The organism is Pseudomonas sp. NBRC 111119 (assembly GCF_001320125.1).
Classification (GTDB): Bacteria; Pseudomonadota; Gammaproteobacteria; order Pseudomonadales; family Pseudomonadaceae; genus Aquipseudomonas; species Aquipseudomonas parafulva.
Window position 1 is genome coordinate 22,555 of record NZ_BCAV01000016.1, and the last position, 21,300, is coordinate 43,854.

At 61.7% G+C, this 21,300-nt stretch carries 22 protein-coding genes and 1 pseudogene; 22 read left to right on the plus strand and 1 reads right to left on the minus strand.

Features of this window, described 5'->3' with window-relative positions:
• Nucleotides 1–567: 567 nt before the first annotated feature.
• From APH25_RS06470 to APH25_RS06510, 9 genes are all read left to right on the plus strand, one after another.
• Entirely contained in the window at nt 568–1,305 is a 738-nt protein-coding gene (locus APH25_RS06470; RefSeq protein WP_012315125.1) for a hypothetical protein, read from the plus strand.
• 113 nt (nt 1,306–1,418) lie between these two features.
• Nucleotides 1,419–1,634: an AlpA family transcriptional regulator gene (locus APH25_RS06475; RefSeq protein ID WP_012315126.1), complete on the plus strand. Its 216-nt coding sequence runs from the start codon at nt 1,419–1,421 to the stop codon at nt 1,632–1,634.
• A gap of 2 nt (nt 1,635–1,636) precedes the next feature.
• Entirely contained in the window at nt 1,637–2,515 is an 879-nt protein-coding gene (locus tag APH25_RS06480; RefSeq protein ID WP_023047545.1) for a ParA family protein, read from the plus strand.
• A gap of 14 nt (nt 2,516–2,529) precedes the next feature.
• Nucleotides 2,530–4,071, plus strand: a complete 1,542-nt coding sequence (locus APH25_RS06485) for a ParB family protein (RefSeq protein ID WP_060481453.1) — start codon at nt 2,530–2,532, stop codon at nt 4,069–4,071.
• Nucleotides 4,072–4,086: 15 nt separating this feature from the next.
• A complete protein-coding gene (locus APH25_RS06490) occupies nt 4,087–4,638 on the plus strand; it encodes a DUF2857 domain-containing protein (RefSeq protein ID WP_023047542.1) in 552 nt (183 codons plus the stop codon).
• Entirely contained in the window at nt 4,632–5,849 is a 1,218-nt protein-coding gene (locus APH25_RS06495) for an STY4528 family pathogenicity island replication protein (protein ID WP_023047541.1), read from the plus strand. Before APH25_RS06490 ends, APH25_RS06495 begins: the two co-directional genes overlap by 7 nt.
• Before the next feature lie 150 nt (nt 5,850–5,999).
• Nucleotides 6,000–6,764 (plus strand): PFL_4669 family integrating conjugative element protein, encoded by a 765-nt coding sequence (locus tag APH25_RS06500; protein WP_023047540.1) that lies wholly within the window; start codon nt 6,000–6,002, stop codon nt 6,762–6,764.
• Entirely contained in the window at nt 6,761–7,255 is a 495-nt protein-coding gene (locus APH25_RS06505; RefSeq protein ID WP_023047539.1) for a DUF3158 family protein, read from the plus strand. The genes APH25_RS06500 and APH25_RS06505 overlap by 4 nt, the downstream gene beginning before the upstream one ends.
• A gap of 5 nt (nt 7,256–7,260) precedes the next feature.
• Entirely contained in the window at nt 7,261–7,689 is a 429-nt protein-coding gene (locus tag APH25_RS06510) for a single-stranded DNA-binding protein (protein WP_023047538.1), read from the plus strand.
• A gap of 425 nt (nt 7,690–8,114) precedes the next feature.
• On the opposite strand, the gene APH25_RS25445 is transcribed toward APH25_RS06510, so the two are convergent.
• A complete protein-coding gene (locus APH25_RS25445) occupies nt 8,115–8,408 on the minus strand; it encodes a hypothetical protein (protein WP_023047536.1) in 294 nt (97 codons plus the stop codon).
• Nucleotides 8,409–8,446: 38 nt separating this feature from the next.
• Here APH25_RS25445 and APH25_RS06525 point away from each other — a divergent pair, with 38 nt between their 5' ends.
• The 13 genes and pseudogenes from APH25_RS06525 (at nt 8,447) to APH25_RS06585 (ending at nt 20,859) form a co-directional block, all read left to right on the plus strand.
• Nucleotides 8,447–10,414, plus strand: a complete 1,968-nt coding sequence (locus APH25_RS06525; RefSeq protein WP_060481454.1) for a DNA topoisomerase III — start codon at nt 8,447–8,449, stop codon at nt 10,412–10,414.
• A 743-nt stretch (nt 10,415–11,157) separates the two neighbouring features.
• A complete protein-coding gene (locus tag APH25_RS06530) occupies nt 11,158–11,697 on the plus strand; it encodes an STY4534 family ICE replication protein (RefSeq protein ID WP_023047534.1) in 540 nt (179 codons plus the stop codon).
• A 66-nt stretch (nt 11,698–11,763) separates the two neighbouring features.
• Nucleotides 11,764–12,021 carry a hypothetical protein gene (locus tag APH25_RS06535; RefSeq protein ID WP_023047533.1) on the plus strand — a complete coding sequence of 86 codons (258 nt, stop codon included), beginning with the start codon at nt 11,764–11,766 and terminating at the stop codon, nt 12,019–12,021.
• A gap of 61 nt (nt 12,022–12,082) precedes the next feature.
• A complete protein-coding gene (locus APH25_RS06540) occupies nt 12,083–12,577 on the plus strand; it encodes a JAB domain-containing protein (protein WP_023047532.1) in 495 nt (164 codons plus the stop codon).
• Between the two features lie 60 nt (nt 12,578–12,637).
• Complete coding sequence (locus tag APH25_RS06545) at nt 12,638–13,354, plus strand: hypothetical protein (RefSeq protein ID WP_023047531.1); 717 nt, start codon at nt 12,638–12,640, stop codon at nt 13,352–13,354.
• Between the two features lie 73 nt (nt 13,355–13,427).
• Nucleotides 13,428–14,003, plus strand: a complete 576-nt coding sequence (locus APH25_RS06550; RefSeq protein WP_232862267.1) for a PilL N-terminal domain-containing protein — start codon at nt 13,428–13,430, stop codon at nt 14,001–14,003.
• On the plus strand, nt 14,000–14,668 hold the full coding sequence (locus tag APH25_RS06555; protein WP_023047529.1) for a hypothetical protein: 669 nt from the start codon (nt 14,000–14,002) through the stop codon (nt 14,666–14,668). Before APH25_RS06550 ends, APH25_RS06555 begins: the two co-directional genes overlap by 4 nt.
• Nucleotides 14,669–14,678: 10 nt before the next feature.
• Nucleotides 14,679–15,394, plus strand: a pseudogene (locus APH25_RS06560) (TIGR03759 family integrating conjugative element protein).
• Nucleotides 15,376–15,930, plus strand: a complete 555-nt coding sequence (locus tag APH25_RS06565; RefSeq protein ID WP_023047527.1) for a lytic transglycosylase — start codon at nt 15,376–15,378, stop codon at nt 15,928–15,930. Before APH25_RS06560 ends, APH25_RS06565 begins: the two are co-directional and overlap by 19 nt.
• Nucleotides 15,931–16,013: 83 nt before the next feature.
• Nucleotides 16,014–16,388 carry an integrating conjugative element protein gene (locus APH25_RS06570; RefSeq protein ID WP_071556415.1) on the plus strand — a complete coding sequence of 125 codons (375 nt, stop codon included), beginning with the start codon at nt 16,014–16,016 and terminating at the stop codon, nt 16,386–16,388.
• Nucleotides 16,389–16,397: 9 nt separating this feature from the next.
• The gene (gene traD, locus APH25_RS06575; RefSeq protein ID WP_023047525.1) at nt 16,398–18,524 is read left to right on the plus strand and encodes a type IV conjugative transfer system coupling protein TraD; all 2,127 of its coding nucleotides are present in this window, start codon (nt 16,398–16,400) and stop codon (nt 18,522–18,524) included.
• A gap of 34 nt (nt 18,525–18,558) precedes the next feature.
• Entirely contained in the window at nt 18,559–19,287 is a 729-nt protein-coding gene (locus tag APH25_RS06580; protein WP_041505775.1) for a TIGR03747 family integrating conjugative element membrane protein, read from the plus strand.
• Between the two features lie 1,320 nt (nt 19,288–20,607).
• The gene (locus APH25_RS06585) at nt 20,608–20,859 is read left to right on the plus strand and encodes a hypothetical protein (RefSeq protein WP_023047523.1); all 252 of its coding nucleotides are present in this window, start codon (nt 20,608–20,610) and stop codon (nt 20,857–20,859) included.
• Nucleotides 20,860–21,300 lie beyond the last annotated feature (441 nt).

Consider the following 21,300-nt stretch of genomic DNA (forward strand, 5'->3'; position numbering starts at 1 on the left):
CTCTGCCGCAAACTGCTTCACATTGAAGGCTTCCAACCTGAATGCTAAGAAAGTCAACCTCAACGGCCCCCCTTTGCGCCTAGGCGGTGATGACGGACTGCCTACTCTGGACGGCACCGCAACCGCTGCCGGCATGGTACAGTTCGAGCCAGCGACCATCTCGTTCCCGAGCCTGGCGACAGCGGAGAACCAATCCTGTAACGAACATTGGCCGTCCTTCATGAACCCCACTGCGCGTAATAATGGAAAAGCTCAAGCTCGAGTGAGCAGGGATTTGGGGATCTGCAGCCCATCTTAGATCTGAGTCTCTCGGCAACCGCTGTCAAGAGTAAGACTTTGAGAATAGGGATTTGTCTCCCCCCTCAGCACAGTATTCATAAGCCGCCACAGCTCAGGCGCGGCGAAACCTGTCGCTCCCAAATGCCCTCCATCGAACAAACTCAAAAAAGCATTGTCATGATCAATGGATCCGAAAATGGTTTTTCGGAACCCGGCTCGCTAGACAGGGGCCAAAGCAACAGCCCCCGCCAGCGATTTCAGGAGAAACGCAGCAGGAGGCTGTGTGCCATGATCTCGATAAGAAGCTCGTACCACCCGATTGATGCCGCAATTCTGTGGTGTGGCCTTTCAGAGTATGAAGAAGAGATTCTGCAGGTGGAGTTTTCCCACCCTGGCAGCCTGCGAAAGCAATTCTCGCAGTGGCCGGGTCTACACGACCATCTCGAGTGCATCTACGACGCCATTCTCAGCGGCGAATTGCCCGCCACCTACCTGGGGCAGCCGATCACTTCGGATAGCATTGTCCACCGAGTGTACTACTCCGTTCGGCGCGCCGATCTACTGCTCTGGTTCTTACGCAGCCAGCCCGATCAGAAGCCCGCCTTCCTGTTTACCCAAGACGTTGACCACTCAGGATGCGTCAGCCTGAATGCGCATTTAGCCAAGCAAGCCGAGCTCGACTATGCCCTGCATACAATTGAGCAACTGCAACAAACCTATACTGCCGCCACTGATGAGATGGCATCCCTGTCCGCGCTTAACGACAAACTGAAAGCGCGACTCGAGTCGCTTGGCATCCCGTCTGAGACTTCGGAAGCTATGCACGACACGCTGATCGGCGCCATGCTCGCGACCACGCTCGGGAAAAACCCAAACGGCAAGCAGCAGTCGATCTACTCCAGTCAAGCAGCACTGGTCCAAGCCATCCTGCTGCGTTTTCCAGGAGTGGATGGCCTGAGCAAAAGTACCATTGATCGGCGATTTGCCGACGCGCGCCGTCTTATAGCCCAGGTAAAACGGGGCTGACGCCGCATTGTCAGGCAATGCTCGGCATTGCCTGACAATGTTTTTCACCCTGTTCCGACCTTCACTGACTGTCACTTCCCACCACGCGCCACCCGGCGCTACGGAGTGACATCATGCAATCGACCAACCCTGCCCCTCTGCCAGTCAACCGTCACATCATGCGCCGCGATGAAGTGGAGCAAAAAACCGGCTTCAAACGCTCGCACATCTACAACCTGATGAAGGCCGGCCAGTTCCCACAATGCCGGCGCATCGGGACGCGCGCCGTCGGTTGGGACTCACTGGAAATCGAACAATGGGTCCAGGACCGGCTGTCCACGGGAGAGTGACCATGGACGTCCTCTCACTTATTTCGACCAAGGGCGGCGCAGGCAAGACCACCGTCGCCGCCAACCTGGGCGGTGTGCTCGCCGATGCCGGCCTTCGCGTTCTACTGCTCGATCTGGACAGCCAACCAACGCTGTCCAGTTACTTCGCCTTGGGCGAGTCCCGGGAGGGCGGCAGCTACGAGCTCATTGCCCAACGGCTCACGGCGCATGAGCAGGTCATCTCCACCACCGTCATTCAGCACCTCGATTTGATCGTCTCCAACGACCGCGCCGGACATATCAGCACCCTGCTGCTTCACGCGGCCGATGGCCGACTACGACTGCGTAACCTGCTGCCTGCCTTCGAGGATCATTACGATGTGCTGATCATCGACACCCAGGGCGCACGCAGCGTGGTGGTGGAGATGGTCATCCTCGCCTCCGCTTGCGCTCTGTGCCCAGTCCCGCCAGAAATGCTCGCCGCACGTGAGCTTCGCCGTGGCACGCTGGGACTGTTTGAAGAGTTGGAGCCCTACCGCTACCTGGGTGTTGACTTGCCATCGGTGAGGCTGCTGCTCAACCAGGTCAACGCCAATCGCCGTGACACCCGCTTGATCATGCACAGCCTGCAGGCGTCCTTCCAAGGCGACCCGCATGTCAGCGTCTGCACAACGGTGATTCCTGACCGTGTGGCCTACACCAATGCCGCATCGCTGGGACTGCCGGTGCACCGCGTCGAGCCTACTCCACCCTCTGGCAGCCGAGGCCCTTGCGGCGCGGCGGTCATGCTTGAGCTGGCCATCGAGCTGTTCCCGCAGTGGGCTGAGCGACTTGTCGGCTCGGGCGCATCTGTGCCCGGCCAAGCGTCAGTGATCGACCGCCGACTCAACCGTCGCGGCTGATGGGAGGGTCTGTGATGAAGCCGCCATCTCCCGAAGACATCACCCGTCAATTGCAGCAGACGCATTTTCCGCAGAAACAGGGTCGCGACATCGCGCCCGTGCTAGCCGAGGACACACCGTTGGTGGTCAACCTCGAACAATTGCGCCCTTACGAGCTCAACCCACGGGTGGTCCGCAACCCGCTGTATGACGAAATCAAAGCCTCGATCCGTGAGCGCGGACTGGATCAGCCCCCCGCGATAACTCGTCGCCCGGGTGAGCCGCACTTCATCATCCGCAACGGCGGCAACACGCGCTTGAGCATCCTCGGCGAACTCTGGCAGGAAACCCGCGAGGAGCGGTTCTTTCAGATCCACTGCCTGTTCCGCCCTTGGCAGTCAGAGTCGCATGTCTTGATCGGGCACTTGGCCGAAAGTGATCTGCATGGCCAGCTCACATTCATTGAGCGATCCCTCGCGGTGGCAAAACTCAAGGACATGATGCAGGAGCCGGATGTCCTGCTCAGTCAGCGTGAACTGTCCACACGCTTGAGCAAGGGCGGCTACCCGATTTCACAATCGCACATCAGCCGCATGTTCGACACCCTCGAGCACCTGCTTCCGGTCATCCCGCAGGTGTTGTATGCCGGTCTTGGCAAACCCACCATCGTCCGGGTTATCAACCTGCGGCGCCGGGCGGAGTCCATCTGGAACCAGTATTTGGGGGACGTTCCGCAATTCGCGCTGCTGTGGTTCGAAGTGCTGTCGGCGTTCGACAGTGATAAGCCCGAACTGAGTTGGAGTGAGCTGCAGGATGAACTGGTTGCCAGGATGGCGGTGCAGTTGAAGCAGACGCCCCGCCTGCTCGCCTTGGAAATGCACCAGGAAACGCGTCGCTCACCGCCGCCCTCAGACGCGCCTCAGCCTCTCCCACAATGCTCACCAGGCGAGGTCTTCCCCCAGCCACCGGCCATCGAAGATGAAGCAGAAACAGCGCATCGATTGCCAGCACCTGAGCCGCTGAGCAGCGCGAACAACACCTCGGCAGCCGAGGCTCCACGCCTCCCCAATATCCGCGAGGCGCTGAGTGAAGACGACACGCTTGCTGCAAGGCTGTCAAACGCTCTTGAGGTCGGCGAGTCCTCGCAGGGCTCCGCCTCACCTCTCGGATCAGTACAGGATGACATCTACGCCTTACGTGAGCGTTGTGCTGACCTGGCGGCTGACCTGGCCGCATATGCCGATGCCAGTGCCATGGTCAAACCGCACGCAGAGGGCTTGGGTTTCACCTTGGCCATCGAACATGACCAGCAAATGGGCCCGCGACACACCGGCATTCAACTATTGCTCTCCGCCCTGCTGCGCCTGCAGGACGACGTGACCTGGCAGCAACGCCAGCAATTGCCAGCCGCGCTGTTTGGCCAACTGCTGATAGGCGCCTACGACCTGCCCTTCCCCGAACGCCCTGCCCTGACCGTGGGACTCGACCGACTACCCGATGCCCAGCTGGAGCAGCTGTACGCCCTGATCCGCCACGCCCGGCAGTTGATTGACCTGACGCTGTCGTCCACGCGTTGAGTGAGGAGCCGCCTCATGAGTACGTCCTTCAATCTGTTAAACCATGCGATGTTGAACCAGGTGCTGCATGAGCTGCGCCATGGCCGCCTGCAACGCTGCAAAGCGCTGGGCCTCGCCGACGAAGACATCGAGGTTCTGCAATCGCTGCCACCGACCACCCTGTCCCACCTGGCGCATTCATCGATCGCCTGGGTTGAGGTCAAAGTCGATATCACCGTGCTGCGCCGCCTGATCATCCAGGCCGAGCGTGACGAGCAGAACGAACGCCTGATCAACCGGGCGCTCAAGCTTGGCGCAAGCTCGACCATCATGTACCGCTGCTTCGGCCTGGACCATTCGGAAACAGCGTTGCGTCGCCGCGTGCTGAAGATTGAAACCCACCGCGGCCGACCGGTCCAACTCAGTGAGGCCCAGGAGCATGCCGTGTGGAACCGTTGGAGCCAACTGCGGAAGGATGATCCAGACAACGATCCGCTGGACACAATGATGATGCTGGCCGAGGAACAACACATCAGCCTGACGCTGGTCTGGCATCAGGTCGAACTGTACGGAGGCACCCCATGCTGAGTTTCTACGAAGTGGACTGGCAGGACGTGGTGCGCCAGTGCTACGACGCCCTTCGACGCCGGAATGAATGGCAGGCCGCCCAGGCTCAGGAAGCGGCCGCTGCCGCGGAACCGGCGCTGCGCACGATCTACTACGGCGACAACAATCCCTTGCCGCAGGCCTTGTTACTCGATCGTAGGCTGACCCCGCTGGAGCGCAACACCTGGCAGGTGCTGCGCTGGCTGATCACCGTGCGGCAGGTCAAGACGCCCCGTTACCAGGACCTGCAGCCCTACCTGGCGACCAGCCCCTGTGGCGCCCAGGCGTCGCGCGAGACCATCGCTCGGGCACTGAACGTCCTGCGGACGACCCGCTGGCTCAGTCTGGTCGACCGTTCGCGCGATGCCCAGGGGTGCCTGCGCGGCTGCGTCTATGTGCTGCACGGCGATCCGTTGACGGCGGCCGAGCAGCTTGAACTGGACAGCGGCTACGCGGATCTGCTGCAACAGAACCTCAGCCATACCACCAAGGGGGTGCGTGATGTGACGCAGCATGTGCTGGCCGAAATTCAAGCCGACCCGCAGGTTGCCCAGGGCGACAAGGACAGGCTGGGCTCACTGCCGCCGGCGCAACAACACACACTGCCGCTGATGGGCGATGACACGGAGGCGCAATATTCCGAACCTGGTCTGCGCCACCCCGTTCGGAATCCTCACGCCTCGGCCATCGATTCCGAACCCTGCGGCAAGGCACCGGCTTCCGCTGTAGTTCGGAATGCCGACGCCGGCCGTACAGTACAGAAAGACCAAAGCAAAAAAAGTACAGTACTGGCGCAGGTCGAGTTTGGCCGAGCACGCTGGCCTGAGGATTTACCGCTGAACCCGACCGAGCGGCGCATGGCCTCCCAGGCAATGCGCCAGCTCGAGCCGGAACAGCAACAAGCGGTGATCAATGAAGCGGCGGTGCGCTGCGCCCGCGGCGAGATCCGAAAACCCGTCGCCTACCTGATGGGTTTGATCAAACGCGCTTGCCAGGGCGAGTTCATCCTGTGGGCTGCCCGCACCGAGACAACACCACCCACGACTGCGCCTGCGCGCGCACCGAAGGCCATCCCAGCGGAGCCACCCGATGAGCGACCCAAGCGCGGAGGTCAGCGCACCGCCTCGCCACTGGCCCTCTCCTGCCTGGAGGAACTGAAGAAACGCTGCCGCGGTTCGCTTGCGCCTACCTAGTGGTGGATCTCGGTGGATTTGATGCCCATGCCATTGAATCCAAGGACGTCCACCGCCTGGAATTACGAGCGGACCACCTTCGCGTTGATCCGCGTCGGATTGCCCGGATCGGCCCATCGTCGGCGTCATTCCGACGGCGAGGTACTGGCGATGACCGATCACTACCAGCTCAACCTGGGTTCTCTGCGCAGCAGCATCACCCTCACCCTGCACACCCACCATGCGGCGCGCCTGTGGCAAGGGCGCATGGGGCGCGAAGGGGTGCACCCGATCATGGGCATGGCCGGTTACATCGGCGTCACCAACCTGCTCAAGCACGCCAGCAGCCAGGATGACCCGTTCGCCGACTGGTTCATGCTGCAGCTGGAGGACAAGCTCCTGCAGGCCAAGGCCGAAATGCGTGCGCTGACCCAACAGGTCAGTCAGGTGGAACGCGCCCTGCCCACCCAGGTCGACATCGGCGAAAACCTCAATATCCATCCTGTCACCCTCCCCCTGTTCATCGGCAGCCAGCTGGGCTTTCTTGCGGTCTACCTGCTGACCGACTACGACACCCTGGTGCGCCGCGTTTTGCTCGCCCACCACACGGCATTGATCGGCCGCCCCGACATGGAAACCTGGATCGATCACGGTGCCCACGAGCTGCGCAGTCTGTTCGGTCTGGCTCAGCGCTACCGTCTGGCGGGAGTCAGTCGGGATGACGTGGCCGCCAATAACGCCCGTGCCCGCGAAGCGATCGACAAGTTCGGCCTGCCACCGCAGGACATTCTTGAAGGCAGCCGCCGCTCTCAATTCGCGCCCCCCATCGCGCGAAGTCAGGCCACGTCGAATCCCGATGAGCCGGATCAACCTGCCCTGCCGGAGACCGAGGCACAACCTACGCCGGAAGAGCCGGGCGAAGGGGGTGAGGCATGACCCTCGCCGATGCGATTGCCCGGCGCTTGTCAGCAGATGCCTATCGCGCGTTCGCACAAGGTGCCTCCCTAAAAGGCCTTTTAAAGCCTTTTAAGAGTAAAGGGGAGCTGCAGCAGTTCGCCGAGACGATCCTGCGCCTGCGCACTCAGGTCGCCGAATTGATGGCCGTGATGCTAGCAATCATGGCGCAGCCCCCCTTCTCGCTGCTGGAGTTGCGACTGGTCGTCCAGCGCAGCGCGACGGGCACCGACTTCCTGCGCTGGCGCAGTCCGGACTTTCAGCGCATGGGCGCGCAGGTGTGGCAGGAATCGGTGGTTCACCCGCACCTGCACCCTGAGCTGCGGCGGGCGTTGTATCAGCTGGAGACCAACCGCGTCGTGCTGAACCTGCAGATGAGTAGCCTGCAGTCGCTGTATCGCCAGGCCGTCGCCGGTGCCAAAAAGCTTGAGGCCGCCGAGCTCGCTCTTACCTATTTCCCCACCGAGGAGTGACCCGCATGAGTACGTTATTTGTAGGTGAAGGCAACATCGGCAGCGTTCCGGAATTTCAGGAGTTCAACTCCAACCCGGATGAACCGCGGCGCCTGCTGCGGCTGAACGTCTATTTCGACAACCCGGTACCGCGTGAAGGCGGCTATGAGGACCGTGGCGGCTACTGGGCGCCGGTCGAACTCTGGCACCGCGATGCCGAGCACTGGAGCACGCTGTACCAGAAGGGCATGCGTATCCTGGTCGAGGGTCGCACGGTCAAGGAGGAGTGGGAGGACAGCGAGGACAACGCGCGGGTGACCTTCAAGGTCGAGGCTCGGCGCATCGGTATCTTGCCGCACCGTCTGGCCTCGGTCTCCATGCGCGAGAAGGCGCAGGACACTCCCAACGCCACGCGTAGAGGCGGTGCCAAGAAAGCCCCGCGCAAGACGGGGTGAGTCGCGGAACTCCGTGGAATCGCTGCACCCTGCGCGATAGTGCAGGGGCTGCGCAGCTTACCCGGCGAGCAGCATTGGCTGTCGGTACGCTAACCATCTCGCCGGGTTGTCCCGCGCGGCCCACTCTCCAACAACTGCGTCACCTCTGTCAGGCACTGGTCCAGGGCAAGGAATGCCCGCCAGTGCGCCGGACTCTCCTGAACCCACGCGATCAACTGTGCGCGCGCCTCCCCATTGTCCGGTTCCAGATGGGTAGCCATGAACGGCTCGTAGGCATTGATCGCTAACTGCCTGCCTCACTCTGGTGGAATTCGTGCAAGTTGAAGCCTCCGTGTGAACGGGCGGGTCATGCCGTTATTTTTCGCGATACACCTCGGAGGGTTGCTAGTCAACTCTTTGAGCCGCTCGTATCCTTGGGTGGGTAGTCAACCATATGGGTCGAATCGCAGAGCGCCCCGTTGCCCGTCAAAGAGCCTAGCCCGCATGACATTGGCCGCCAGTTGGCGAAGTATCGTCGCGACCGCGGCCTGCCCCAGGTTCAGGATCAGCGAATTACCACGATCATCAAGAAGCTGGGCGACGCCGTTAAACAGTTCGCTCTGGAGTTTCTGCAAACGCTGGCCATCCACCTCACGCAACGCAATTAAGGTTCTGCCCTTGCGCTGAAGCGTCGAATCGACCCCTCCGACTTCGGCTTTACCCTGGCGCTTCACAACCATACCCGCACCCTGTCGGTACCCACCGAGAGGGCCCGACTATGCGCCTGTTCATCTGCGAGAAACCGTCCCAAGCCCGTGACATCGCCCGAGTACTGCAGGCCAGCCGGCGCGGCGATGGCTGCCTGCAGGGCCAGAACGTCACCGTCACCTGGTGCGTCGGCCATCTGCTAGAAACCGCGCCCCCTGAGGCCTATGGTGATTACAAACGCTGGTCGCTGGACGACTTGCCGATCATTCCCGCTCGCTGGCAGTTGGTGGTCAAGCCCAAGGTCGCCAGCCAACTGAAGGTGATCGACCAACTATTGCGTACGTGCCGCGAAGTGGTCATCGCCACCGATGCTGATCGCGAGGGTGAAATGATCGCCCGCGAGATCCTCGAGCGCTGTCAGTACCAGGGTCCGATCCTGCGCCTGTGGCTTTCAGCCCTGGATGAAGCCTCGATCCGGCGGGCCTTAGCCGCCTTGCGTCCGGGCGAACAAACCCTGCCGCTGTACCACTGTGCACTGGCCCGTTCCCGCGCCGACTGGCTGGTGGGCATCAACTTGAGCCGACTGTTTACCCTGCTCGGCCGCCGTGCCGGCTTTGATGGTGTGCTGCCGGTCGGCCGCGTCCAGACACCAACGCTGCGCCTGGTGGTCGAGCGCGACCGGGCCATCGCCAGCTTCGTGCCGCAACCCTTCTGGAGCGTCGACGCCCCGTTGGTGGCAGAAGGCGTGAGCTTCAAAGCCCGTTGGCAGGCTCCAGCTACGGTCTGCGACGATGAGAGCCGCTGCACCGATGAAGCGGCCGCCAGGCAAGCCGCACTGCGCCTGAGCCAACACGGAACGGCCCGCATTGACACCATTGAGGTGGAGCAGGTCCGCGAGGGCCCACCACTGCCGTTTGACCTCGGCACGCTGCAGGAAGTCTGCTCGGCCAAGCTAGGGCTCGGTGCCCAAAAGACGCTGGGAATCGCCCAGGCGCTGTACGAAACCCACAAGGCCACGACCTACCCGCGCACCGATTGCGGTTACCTGCCCGAGAGCATGCTGGATGAGGTGCCCCGCATACTGCATGCTCTGGTGGCTGCCAGCCCTGCTCTCGGCCAGGTCATTAAAGAGCTCGATCCCTATCGCCGCTCGCGGGCCTGGAACAGCAGCAAGATCACCGCGCACCACGGGATCATTCCGACCGCCATCACCCTCGACTTCACTCAGCTTTCCGAGCGTGAGCAGGCGGTTTACGCGCTGATTCGCGCCCGCTACCTCGCGCAGTTCCTTCCTGAGCATGAATATCTGAAAACCCAGGTGCTGCTGCAGAGTCAGGCCGATCAGTTGCTCGCCCGCGGCAAGCAGATTCTGGTGCGCGGTTGGAAAGCGGTGGTCAACGAAGCCCACGGCAATGAGCCTGGCGAGCAGGCTCAACGCCTGCCCACACTGCGCGAATCCGCCTCGGCGGCCTTGACTGAGGCGAGCGCCATTGCCCAGCGCACGCAGCCCCCCAAAGCCTACACCGAGGGCACGCTGGTCAAGGCGATGAAAACTATCGCCAACCAGGTGGCCGATCCGCGGCTCAAGCAAACGCTCAAGGACAGCTGCGGCCTCGGCACCGAGGCCACTCGCGCGGCCATCATCCAAGGCCTGATCGACCACGGTTACCTGACCAAGAAGAAACGCAGCTTGGCCGCCTCAGCATCGGCGCACACCCTGATCGAAGCGGTGCCACCGGAAGTGGCCGATCCGGTGCTAACGGCACTGTGGGAGCAGGCACTGGAACGCATCGAGTCGGGCCAGTTGAGCGTCGAGACCTTTCTTGCCAAGCAGGCGCAGTGGCTGACCCGCTTGGTGCGCAGCAACGCCTCGCTCACCCTGCAATCGCCACCCTCCAAAGGGCCGTTCTGCCCGGTCTGCCGCAGTGCCATGCGCCAGCGCAAAGGGCGCACCGGCAGCTTCTGGTCCTGCATCCGCTACCCGGAATGCAAGGGCACCAAGCCGGTAGCCAAAACCAAGCGCTCGAAGCGCACATGACTTGACGCCACACTGCCGTGCTGGTGTAGTGATCCAGCCCCTCGCCACTTGGCGACCCCAGACCGATTCGCTCCGGGCAGCTCGGTCAGACTCGTAGAGTTCGGAGCCACCCTTCACCGCCTCTGCGGATGAATTCTCAGCGTTCCAAGTCCCCCAGGCGGATGACCCGTGTGGCTTGTGCCAGGCCTCAAGGGTCATCCGCTTCGGCGACGATGCTCAGCCCCGGTGCCCGCCGGCGAAACACTGGGCACCTTTTGTGCGCGGATGCGTGCCAGTTGATTCCGACCCAGGCCACGACAAGGGTCGGTTGATCCAGGTGGATCGACAGCGGAGAGTTTGCGACGAACTCCGGTGTCACATCGCCGGATCAAAGGTGGTCCACCTCCTCCTAGCCTGATGACCGTCGGGCTATTTTTTCGCCGCTGAAAATCCACCGAAAGCCACCGAATTCCGCCCGCCCAGACCATCCCAAATCCCCGGTTGACGGAGGGTTGGCTGCGTTTTATAGATGAGCTGCACACCGCTGTCGTTGACAGCACCCAGGCCGCCAGAACCTTCAAGGCTGCGCCCGATTCGGGTGGTTCTCCCCAAGTGCGACTCGCGCTCGGCAGCTCGCACGGTCACCGACCTGTCGGTGATGAGCGCCCTCTCTACCGATCATGTGATTGCACCTACCCCTTGCGGAACTCACCAGCCGCCAGGGCCGGTGGATGTCCGCGTTTCTGCTGAACAGGAGATCCACCATGGCTACTGCAAGCAATAACGCCCCCACCACCTATTTCAACCTGCACACCCAAGGCATCGGTTACCTGAACCGGGTCCGCGAAGTCCCAGTTCGCCGTGGCCAAGCGTTCATGGCCTGCGACATCGCCGCGTTGCACGGCGCCTCGGACGACGTCGAGTACACCCGCTTCGACTGCAAGGTCGCCAGCGGTGAAGCCGACCGGCTGATCCGTGAACACCTCGAAGACGTGCGCGCTGAACGCAAGGTCCTCATCGCGTTTCGCATTGGCGACCTTTGGGTAGATCCCTTCCTGTACGAGAAAGGCGAACGCAAGGGGCAACCCGGCGCAAGCCTCAAGGGCCGTCTGATATTCATCGAGTGGATCAAGGTCGATGGCCAGTTGAGCTACCGTGCGCCCGCCCGCACCGACGCTGCCTCTGACGCGACAGCACAAGCGGAGACGGATGGATATAAGGTCAACACTGACGGTGACTCCGATCAGCACCAGCCAACTCCAACCACCACCCGTGAATCCACCGCAGCACGTCAGTCTGCCTGAGGCAGTTTGACCGCCAGCAGCAGGCGCTCTCAGAGCGCCTGTTGTTCATTCACGTCGGAGGTTGCCATGGAAAGCTTCTGGCTCTGCGAAGACTGTCTGCAGGCGGTTGCCTACGACGACTTCAGCGCGCTGTCGCTCTACTACAGCGAGGCCGAAGTCGACCAGCGAATCGCGCAGATGCGCAACGAGCTGCAGGCACTACTGCCGCTCAGCGCCGATTTCGATCCGAACACTGGCGTCGGCATCGACCCCTTCTCCACCCGCCCCTGCGAAGGCTGTCACTCGCCGTCGCACGGCACTCGTCATCGCTTCACCCGCCTGTAACCGCCTGATACCACCCACCGGGACCTCCTACCGGAGCGCGCCCGCACACGAGGTTCTGCTCATGAACACGCCATTGACCCTGGTCGAGCCCCTCGACCCGGCCCTGACCCAGCGCGCCCACGAAGATGCATTGATCAACGAAGCCCTGCAGCTGCTGGACCAGCGCTACTTCCAGCGCGGCGAAGTCCTCATCACCCCTGCCGACGCCGCGTCTTACCTGAAGCTGCGCCTGGCGCCTTATCACCACGAGGTGTTTGCGCTGCTGTACCTCGATTCCCAGCACCGAGTGCTGGACTTCGAGGTGTTGTTTTTCGGCAGCATCGATGGGGCCTCGGTGTACCCCCGTGAAGTAGTGGTCAAGGCACTGGCGCACAACGCCGCCGCAGTCATCCTCAGCCACAACCATCCTTCCGGCTGCCCTGAACCCAGCGGCGCCGACCGCGTGCTGACGGCGCGCCTGATCGAAGTACTGGCGTTGGTCGAAGTCCGTGTTCTGGACCACATCATCGTTGGCGAAGGTCAGCCGCTGTCCCTGGCCGAATACGGCTGGATCTGATCCTCCCTCTCCCGCCACCGCCTGCATGGGGTGGCCTTTCCTTTTCCTTGGAGCGCCACCATGCTCACCTCAGCCCCCAACCCCTTTGCCCGCGGCTTCCATGCGTTCTCCTGCGAACGTGTGGTCCAAATCCACTACGACGACCAGTGCCCGCCCTGCTACCGCTCCCTGCACACGGCCCAGTTGGACCTGGAGGATGATCACATCAACTGTCAGGCCTGCGTGTTCGATGACGACTGTGCCGTCATCACGGAAGGCCAGGATGTCTCTGGGTTTCTTCGCATGCAGTTGCCCGCGGATGGTATGGTCACCACCGTGCTGTACCAGATCACGGCCGAGCGGCTGACTGGCTTGGTACACCTCGGCGACCTTCCCAGCCAAGAAGCAGCGGACCAACTCATGCAGCAGCTGTCCTTCGCCACCGGCCAGTACAGCCGCAGCTGGGAGATCAGCTCCTCCCACCTACCGGCCGACGAGTACGCCTACCTTGAGCAGCTTGCCCGCAGCGAACGACCGGCCGGCTTCTTTGAATGCTTCCGGTTGGTCAGCAACCGCTCCATCGGCTGCAAGCTGTACTCGACACCCTGGCACCGCAGCGGCCATGTAGAGAGCCTGGGTTGCTCGGCGGCAGAGGTCTGCACTCGCCTACTAGACGAACAGGTACCGCCGGTGTTGATGACCTTGTTGCTGCTGGCCGGCCAAGCCGACACGCGCTTTCTGGTGTTCGATCCCGATGCAGCGCCGTTGGCAGGACTGCCAGTGTTTACAGACGATTGACCCAAGGCGCCCTGCAGGGCGCCTTTTTTATGCCTTGGGCCCGATAAACAGGGTGGGCAACTTCGGTTTTTCAGTGGGTGCACCTCGCGCGCGTTGCCAAGGTGTCGGCAACTTCTGTCGAGACCTGCTCATGCACACGCCCGCACTTCCTTACCTTGTCCTGATGCTCGCGCTGGCGGGTTGCAACACGTCGCCTGCCATCACCCCACCGATGGCGCCAGCCAAGGCCGTACCAGCTCCGGCTACCCCCTCCAAGCCGTTGTCAGCGTCACCGGCGTGGGTCCGCCAGGACCGCTACACCCTGGTCAGCACGCGGCCGACGCTGGAGCAACGCCAGCCATTGTTCCAGCTCATCACCGTGCAGATTGCACCGGCGCTGCACGCGACGGTCGGTGATGCCCTGCGCCACGTGCTGCAGCGCTCGGGCTACTCCCTCTGCACCAACCGCGCCGAGGTCACGACCTTGTTCAGCCGCTTCCTGCCGGCCGTGCAGCACCAACTCGGGCCGATGGCGCTGCTGGACGCCTTGACCATCCTCGGCGGCCCGGCTTGGCGGCTCGTGATCGATCCGGTCGAACGCAGCGTGTGCTACGCCCTTCGCGCACCGGTGCCCGCCCCACCTCAGCCGCCCCTGGAGATCGCGCCATGAAAGTCCATCACTTTCAGGCCCTGGTGCTCGGGGCCCTGTGCCTCGGCGCCGCCGTACTGGCCGCCGTGACCTACAACCACCAGCAACAACTGACCGCGCTCCTGGTCGCTGCTGAGAATGCGCCAGCCGATCCAGTACCGGCGCTGCGGCGGGACCTCGATGTACTCAGCGCCACCGTCGCGGCACTCCCAGCGCAAGTGAAAGCGCTGGGTGAGCACCAGCGCCAGCAGGACGCGACTTTCGCGACGTTGAGCAAACAGCTGGATGAGATGAGCGCGTCGCTCAAGGCCATTGAAGCGGAGCCGCTGGGTCCGACCAATGCCGATCTGGTCGCGCTGGAACAACGATTGGACAACACCGAAACCGCCGTCCACACCCTTGAGGCTCGATCGACTGCGCCATCCGCACAGACCCAGTCTGCAGCCTCCGCCAAACGGGCCGCCAAAATCCAAACCCCGACGCCGCCATTTACGTTGTTGGGTGTCGAGACTCGGGGCGACGTCCGCTTTGTCTCGGCCCTACCGGCCGGCGCGCACGCCCTGTCGACCGTCCACCTGCTGCAGCCCGGTGACAGCCTGAACGACTGGCAGCTCAAGGCCATTCGCCGGAACCAGGCCGTGTTCCAAGTGCCTGGCCTCGGCGAACGTTCGCTGCCCCTGCCGTAATGAGGTGCGTATGGTCCGGTTCACCACCCTCTCGCTGCTCCTAGTTCCCATCTGCCTAGTGGCAGGCCCGGGATGGAGCGCACCCGCCATGGTTGAAACTCACCAGCAGTCCAGCGAGCAGGCCCCGTTGCAGCAAGCGCGATCCGCAGCACAGGCCAAGGCCTGGGGGCTGACCGATGATGAATGGGCCAAGTTCGAGCACCTGCGGAGCGGTCCACGCCAGTACTGGTCACCCCAACTCGACCCGCTGACCACCCTGGGTGTGGAAGCCGATTCAGACCAGGACGCCGACGCTATGCCGAGCTACAGGTGCGCCTCGAAGCCAAGCGTGCCGAGCGCGAACTGGCCTATCAAAAAGCCTACTCCGCGGCCTGGGCGCGGCTGTTCCCGGGGCTGCTGCCGGTGCAGGGGATGCGCGATGCAACAATCCCGTCGAGCAGCGCGCGCTACGCCATTTTTGTAGAGGACCCGTGCTCGACCTGTGAGGCCAGCCTCCGCCAATGGCTGAGCATGGGCGCCCACCTGGACATCTATCTGGTGGGCAGCCAGGGCGACGATGCACGCATTCGGCAATGGGCGCGCAAGGTGGGCATTACCCCTGCCCAGGTCAGCAGAGATCAAGTCACCCTCAATCACGACCGCGGCCGCTGGTTCGCCCTCGGCGCCAGCCGCCCCTTGCCCGCGCGCTTTCAACAGGTGGAAGGAAAATGGCAACGCGTCGACTGAGCCTCGCCCTGGCCCTGATTGGGGTGGCTGCGGCCCAGGCAGGCAACCTACCCCCGCCTGCGTACCAGTTGGCTGCCGCTGAGGCCGACATCCCGGCCTCGGTGTTGTTCGCCATTGCCCAGCAAGAGAGCGGCACGCCGTTGCGTGGGAGACTCATCCCTTGGCCGTGGACCTTAAATGTGGCCGGCACTCCACAGCGTTTCGCCACCCGTGACCAGGCCTGCACCGCACTCACCATGGCGCTCACCCGGCATGATCCCAAACGCATCGATGTTGGCCTGGGGCAAACCAACCTGGGTTATCACCCGGAGCGTTACTCCAGCGCCTGCGATGCCCTCGATCCGCGTAGCAACCTCGCCGTCACCGCCGACCTGTTGCGCGAGCACTACGCCGACGTCGGTGACTGGGTCATCGCCGCCGGCCGCTACCACCGGCCTGCTGGTGGGGCTCCGGCGGCGCGCTACCGAACGCAGTTCAGCCAGCACTGGCAGCGCCTTGAAGCCGCCACGTCCAGCCGTGGAGGACCACGCTCATGACTTACGTTCGCCGGGGCGCACTGATCTGCAGGCTGGTGGGGTCGTTGGCTACCGGGGCATGGCTTGTGCCAACGCCCCCTGTCATGGCCGCTGAATCGGCCGCGGCGGTCGAACGGCCCGACCCACGAACACTGAACTGGGTGCTGCCGGTGTACAGTGCGCGCCTTACGCCGGGTGAGGTGCCGCGCAGAGCCTTGGATCTGACAGGCATGGTCCCGCTGTTCTTGGTTGGTGCGGACGCCGCCTCATTGGCGTGGCTGGCGCAGCACGCGCCAGCACTGAAGCGGTTGGGCGCCAACGGTTTGGCCGTTGAGGTCGCTGATGTCGCGGCGCTGCAGCGCATCCAAGCGCTCGCGCCTGGATTGGCCGTCTGGCCGGTGAGCGGCGACGACATCGCTGAGCGACTGGAACTGGAGCACTACCCGGTACTGATCACACCGACCGGCCTGGAGCAGTGAGGTAGCGCCATGGGTGATCATGCGTTGGAATCCCTGCTGCGCCCGGCAGTAGAGCTGTACACCGTGGGCATCTGTGCAAGTGCCGGCGCGCTGTGCCTGCATTCGCCTTGGACAGTAGCCCTGTCACCGGAGGTTGGCGCCGGCATGGCCCTGGCCTACACCGCCTTCGGCCTCAAGCGCCTGAATGAGGCTCGCATTGTCCTGCGCTATCGGCGCAACATACGCCGTCTACCCCGCTACTCGCTGACCAGCCGACAGATCCCGGTCAGCAGCAAGCGCCTGTTCATGGGCCGTGGTTTCCGCTGGAGCCGCCTGCACACCCAGCGTTTGCTCGAAGCGCAGGATCCCGCACTCGCCCGCTACGTCAACCAGTCAGCGGCCTACCAATGGGCACGGCGCCTGGAGCACGTGCTGGAAAAAGCGCCGTCAGGACTCTCCCTCCTGCCTCGCGTGACCGCCTGGGACAGCCCGCTCAACCCGGTACGACCGCTGCCGCCCGTAGGTGGCTCACCGCTGCTGCATGGCGTCGAGCCCAACGAGCTGGAAGCCTCCTTGCCACTGGGCGAACGCGTGGGCCACACCCTGGTGCTGGGCACCACGCGGGTCGGCAAGACGCGCCTGGCCGAGGTCTACATCACCCAGGACATTCACCGACCAAGCCAGGAAGTGGTGATTGTTTTTGACCCCAAAGGCGATGCCGACCTGCTCAAGCGCATGTACGTGGAAGCGCGACGCGCCGGCCGTGAACACGAGTTCTACGTCTTCCACTTGGGCTGGCCTGAGATTTCCGCGCGCTACAACGCCATCGGCCGTTTCGGTCGCATCTCGGAGGTCGCCACCCGTATCGCTGGGCAACTGAGCGGTGAAGGGAACTCGGCAGCGTTTCGCGAGTTCGCCTGGCGCTTCGTCAACATCATCGCCCGGGCCCTGATCGAGCTGGGCCGGCGCCCCGACTACCTGCAGATCCAGCGCCATGTGGTGAACATCGATGCGCTGTTCATCGAATACGCCCAGCACTTCTTCGCCCGGCATGATCCGCAGGCCTGGGAGACCATTGTTGATCTCGAAGCTCGGCTCAACGAGAAGAACGTGCCACGGCATATGATCGGCCGCGAGAAACGCGTGGTCGCCATCGAGCAGTACCTGACCGCCAAGCGCCTCTTCGACCCGGTCATGGATGGCCTGCGCTCGGCGGTGCGCTACGACCGCACCTACTTCGACAAGATCGTCGCCTCGCTGCTGCCGCTGCTGGAAAAGCTCACCAGCGGCAAGACGGCCCAGTTGCTGGCCCCTAACTACGCCGACCTGGACGATCCACGGCCGATCTTCGACTGGCTGCAGGTCATCCGTAAACGCGGCATCGTCTATGTCGGCCTGGATGCCCTGTCCGATGCCGAGGTCGCGGCCGCGGTCGGTAACTCGATGTTTGCCGACTTGGTCTCCGTCGCTGGGCATATCTACAAACACGGCATTGACTATGGTCTGCCGGGCTCCTCCAGCTCGGCTGACAAGGTGCCCATCAACTTGCACGCCGACGAGTTCAACGAGCTGATGGGCGACGAGTTCATCCCGCTGATCAACAAGGGCGGCGGTGCCGGTATCCAGGTCACCGCCTACACCCAAACCTTGAGCGACATCGAGGCACGTATCGGCAGCCGGGCCAAGGCCGGCCAGGTCATCGGCAACTTCAACACCCTGCAGATGCTGCGCGTACGGGAAACTGCGACCGCTGAACTGCTGACCAACCAACTGCCCAAGGTCAACGTGCAGACACGCACCCTGGTCTCCGGCGCGACCGACACGGCCGATCCGGATGCCCGTACCGACTTCACCTCGTCCTCGCAGGACCGCGTGACCACCACCGCCGTGCCGCTGATCGAGCCCGCGCACATCATCGCTCTGCCGAAGGGCCAGATGTTCTCGTTCCAGGAAGGCGGGCAACTGTGGAAAGTGCGAATGCCGCTGCCCAAACCGGCCAGCGACGATGCGATGCCGGCGGATCTGCAGGCCCTAGCTGCGCGCATGCGCGAGTCCTACAACGCCAATGCAAGTAGCTGGTGGACCAGCGCCAGCGGTGCACCGACGATCGACTTCGATCCCGAGATGCCACCACTAGGACGTAAACCTGCCCAGTGATCACCTGGTAGCCCGCGAACGCCTGAGGGTCTCTATGCCTACTACCCCAACCAACCCGCCTCAGACACAACGACGACCAGGGCTGATCATCGGCACGCTTGAGCTGTGTCTGCGATTGCTCGGCCTACTGTTTGCTTCCTTACTCTTCTCCATCCTGTTGGAGTTCATAGGCATGCTGTGGTTCTGGCCAGAACAAGGCTGGCATCACAGCCATGCGATGTGGGTGAGTGAACTTGGCTGGCTCAGCAACCATTTCAAAAGCTCGTTGTTGGTACAAGAGCCGGCGCAAGCGACATCGAAGATTCTCGAGCGCATCAACGACTGGGTTGTCGTCCGCTCCGGTTGGGCTCAATCTGACATCCAACTGAAGCTGCTCAGTCGCGAGTCATCGCCGCAAGGACAGCTTGCTCAAGCATATGTCGCAGGCCAAGACTACCTGCTGGCGACACTGTTCACGATCTTCACTTTCGTGGTGCGCTTAACCGTCCTCACTCTGGCCACCCCCCTTTTCTTGCTTGCGATGCTCACTGGCATGATCGACGGGTTGATGCGCCGCGACCTGCGCAAGTTCGGAGCGGACAGGGAAAGTAGCTTCGTCTATCATCGAGCCAAGCGAACATTGTTGCCGCTTTTGATTAGCCCTTGGGTAATCTATCTGTCACTTCCGTGGTCACTGAATCCGAGTTGGGTATTACTCCCATGTGCTGCGTTGCTTGGATTCATGGTGGCAATCACTGCCGCATCGTTTAAAAAATACCTGTAATCAATCCAAACACAGCCGACAAGCACTTCAGGCACCACCACACACCAGCCATTCAATAAACACAAGTCAATGTATATTCACAGATAGTGCTCAAGCCGTAAACTCTCATCGGACCCAATACTCACAGCGCTTAGCTGGTCCCCCGATGCAGTGCTTCCAGTTGCTCCTGGAACTTTCCGTCTATGATGCGACCGACACCAAAGTCGGCAAAATGTACCTCTACCCCAAGCCCGTAGACTTCCGACACTGCGGTGACGGTTTGCTCGTATACCCAGCCAGAAGTAAGCCGGCCAATAGGAATAACTGGCAGTCGATCTTGTCGTTGAAAGGACCAGTTCCTTGTCGATGATCAAAATTTCGGCAGCGCACTTGCCACCGTCCGTGCGCCCCTGCTACAGGCGGCTCGCCGCAGTGTAGTCAGCCTGGGTGCTGGCTGTTGCCTCACCCACGGTCTGCTCCGACTAGGCAGGGCGCACGCTCGCGGCGAAGATCAGGTCGCCCAGCGCCTTACCCTATGACCGCGTCGAGCGTCTGGAGGAAGTGGCTAGTAGTCACCCTGCAACGAACATAACGGACTGGTCGATATGCACGACCGTTGACCATCAAATCTTGATCACATCTAGCTAAACGTACCGCCTACCCAATCAGAAATCCATCCAACCAGCGACAAAACCCCAAATAGATAAATAGAATTTAAGAACCATCTGACTTTGAGCCGCATTAATTAGTGCGCATCACGTATTAGCCTCGTGCCGCAGTCGCACGAATATGGACTGGAATGGGAGGTACCACAATTGTTATGATCTTGGCACGTTCGTTCATGGCAGTAGGGATGGAACGAACCAGAAGCCCCGGAGCCGCGAACCTCCGGGGCTTCGTTTGCGCGGATAACTTGATTTTTTCGAACTCGAATGTAGGTCAATCCCGCCATTGTTCCGGAGGTAGATTCTCACCAAACTTTCTGGATTGAGTTTAGCTTGGCTACATGCGTCAATGCCTAGCATAGGCTAAATAATGAATAGCAAGCCACCTAATACTCTGCTAACATTCTACTATCCAGAAGCTTCAATATGTATTTTAGCGACCACCAACATCACCCCGTTTTTGACGGCCGCTTTCTAATTTACCTCTTCTTTGATCTCATCGCCACACCGACACCGCCGCCTCGATGAGCCTGGACTGATTCCAGAAACGACTTGACGTATTGAGAAGCCAGAGTCTAATTAATCATATAACAATCATATATCCTTGAAGCCATAATCACCTCAAGCTCTGACCATGTTAGCCGGGGCTATTGTTTATGCTGGAATGGAATCGAGCATGGAATTTAACGCATCAACTCTTGCCGCTAAGTTCAAGCGCCAAGTAGACAGTCAACTGCCCACTGAGCCAGATTCGACCGGAGGCTTTCAGCACATTACGGTCAGGGTCTCTGCGCCGGCTGGCGCGAGCACCCGCCTCTACTTCGACGCAGTTGGAATACTACTGCTGCAAATAGCAACTGAACTCCCCGAATGGAAGATAGGGCTTGAAGGCAACCCGAGTGATTTGGTTATCGAATTCACCCGGTAACTGAGAGAATCGTGTGGGAGGCAGGTTCACACCCGCAGTCCTCTCATACCACCGTGCGTACGGTTCTGTACACGGCAGTCCAGGTTATGCGGTTAAGCCGGTTGATCGTATCCAGTATCGAGATCAGTCCGAGGCGATCCTATGGTTTCTTGAGCAGCGCCTGATTCATATGTGATGCCCCCGAATACCAACATAGCCCCCAGCCGTCGACTGCCGATGCCGCGTCAGTCTGTGCCTCGCCATAGTTGCGCACACCATTCAGTATCCCGACGCTGCATCGTCGACGATTCCCTAGACGGCCTGACCCTAGTGTTCCAATCTTGCGATCTTCATTGCGCATGCCAGTACAGAAAGCAAAAGCTCCGCTTAGGTCGTAGGCGAATACCTACGCCTAGGGACAAAAGTGTTCGGTGGACTCCGCAACATCTGGAACAGCTGCTA

Excerpts from the sequence above, each read along its gene's own strand:
- APH25_RS06470 (WP_012315125.1), top strand. The coding sequence starts at position 568 with ATGATCTCGATAAGAAGCTCGTACCACCCGATTGATGCCGCAATTCTG.
- APH25_RS06475 (WP_012315126.1), top strand. The coding sequence starts at position 1,419 with ATGCAATCGACCAACCCTGCCCCTCTGCCAGTCAACCGTCACATCATG.
- APH25_RS06480 (WP_023047545.1), top strand. The coding sequence starts at position 1,637 with ATGGACGTCCTCTCACTTATTTCGACCAAGGGCGGCGCAGGCAAGACC.
- APH25_RS06485 (WP_060481453.1), top strand. The coding sequence starts at position 2,530 with ATGAAGCCGCCATCTCCCGAAGACATCACCCGTCAATTGCAGCAGACG.
- APH25_RS06490 (WP_023047542.1), top strand. The coding sequence starts at position 4,087 with ATGAGTACGTCCTTCAATCTGTTAAACCATGCGATGTTGAACCAGGTG.
- APH25_RS06495 (WP_023047541.1), top strand. The coding sequence starts at position 4,632 with ATGCTGAGTTTCTACGAAGTGGACTGGCAGGACGTGGTGCGCCAGTGC.
- APH25_RS06500 (WP_023047540.1), top strand. The coding sequence starts at position 6,000 with ATGACCGATCACTACCAGCTCAACCTGGGTTCTCTGCGCAGCAGCATC.
- APH25_RS06505 (WP_023047539.1), top strand. The coding sequence starts at position 6,761 with ATGACCCTCGCCGATGCGATTGCCCGGCGCTTGTCAGCAGATGCCTAT.
- APH25_RS06510 (WP_023047538.1), top strand. The coding sequence starts at position 7,261 with ATGAGTACGTTATTTGTAGGTGAAGGCAACATCGGCAGCGTTCCGGAA.
- APH25_RS25445 (WP_023047536.1), bottom strand. The coding sequence starts at position 8,408 with ATGGTTGTGAAGCGCCAGGGTAAAGCCGAAGTCGGAGGGGTCGATTCG.
- APH25_RS06525 (WP_060481454.1), top strand. The coding sequence starts at position 8,447 with ATGCGCCTGTTCATCTGCGAGAAACCGTCCCAAGCCCGTGACATCGCC.
- APH25_RS06530 (WP_023047534.1), top strand. The coding sequence starts at position 11,158 with ATGGCTACTGCAAGCAATAACGCCCCCACCACCTATTTCAACCTGCAC.
- APH25_RS06535 (WP_023047533.1), top strand. The coding sequence starts at position 11,764 with ATGGAAAGCTTCTGGCTCTGCGAAGACTGTCTGCAGGCGGTTGCCTAC.
- APH25_RS06540 (WP_023047532.1), top strand. The coding sequence starts at position 12,083 with ATGAACACGCCATTGACCCTGGTCGAGCCCCTCGACCCGGCCCTGACC.
- APH25_RS06545 (WP_023047531.1), top strand. The coding sequence starts at position 12,638 with ATGCTCACCTCAGCCCCCAACCCCTTTGCCCGCGGCTTCCATGCGTTC.
- APH25_RS06555 (WP_023047529.1), top strand. The coding sequence starts at position 14,000 with ATGAAAGTCCATCACTTTCAGGCCCTGGTGCTCGGGGCCCTGTGCCTC.
- APH25_RS06565 (WP_023047527.1), top strand. The coding sequence starts at position 15,376 with ATGGCAACGCGTCGACTGAGCCTCGCCCTGGCCCTGATTGGGGTGGCT.
- APH25_RS06570 (WP_071556415.1), top strand. The coding sequence starts at position 16,014 with ATGGCCGCTGAATCGGCCGCGGCGGTCGAACGGCCCGACCCACGAACA.
- traD (WP_023047525.1), top strand. The coding sequence starts at position 16,398 with ATGGGTGATCATGCGTTGGAATCCCTGCTGCGCCCGGCAGTAGAGCTG.
- APH25_RS06580 (WP_041505775.1), top strand. The coding sequence starts at position 18,559 with ATGCCTACTACCCCAACCAACCCGCCTCAGACACAACGACGACCAGGG.
- APH25_RS06585 (WP_023047523.1), top strand. The coding sequence starts at position 20,608 with ATGGAATTTAACGCATCAACTCTTGCCGCTAAGTTCAAGCGCCAAGTA.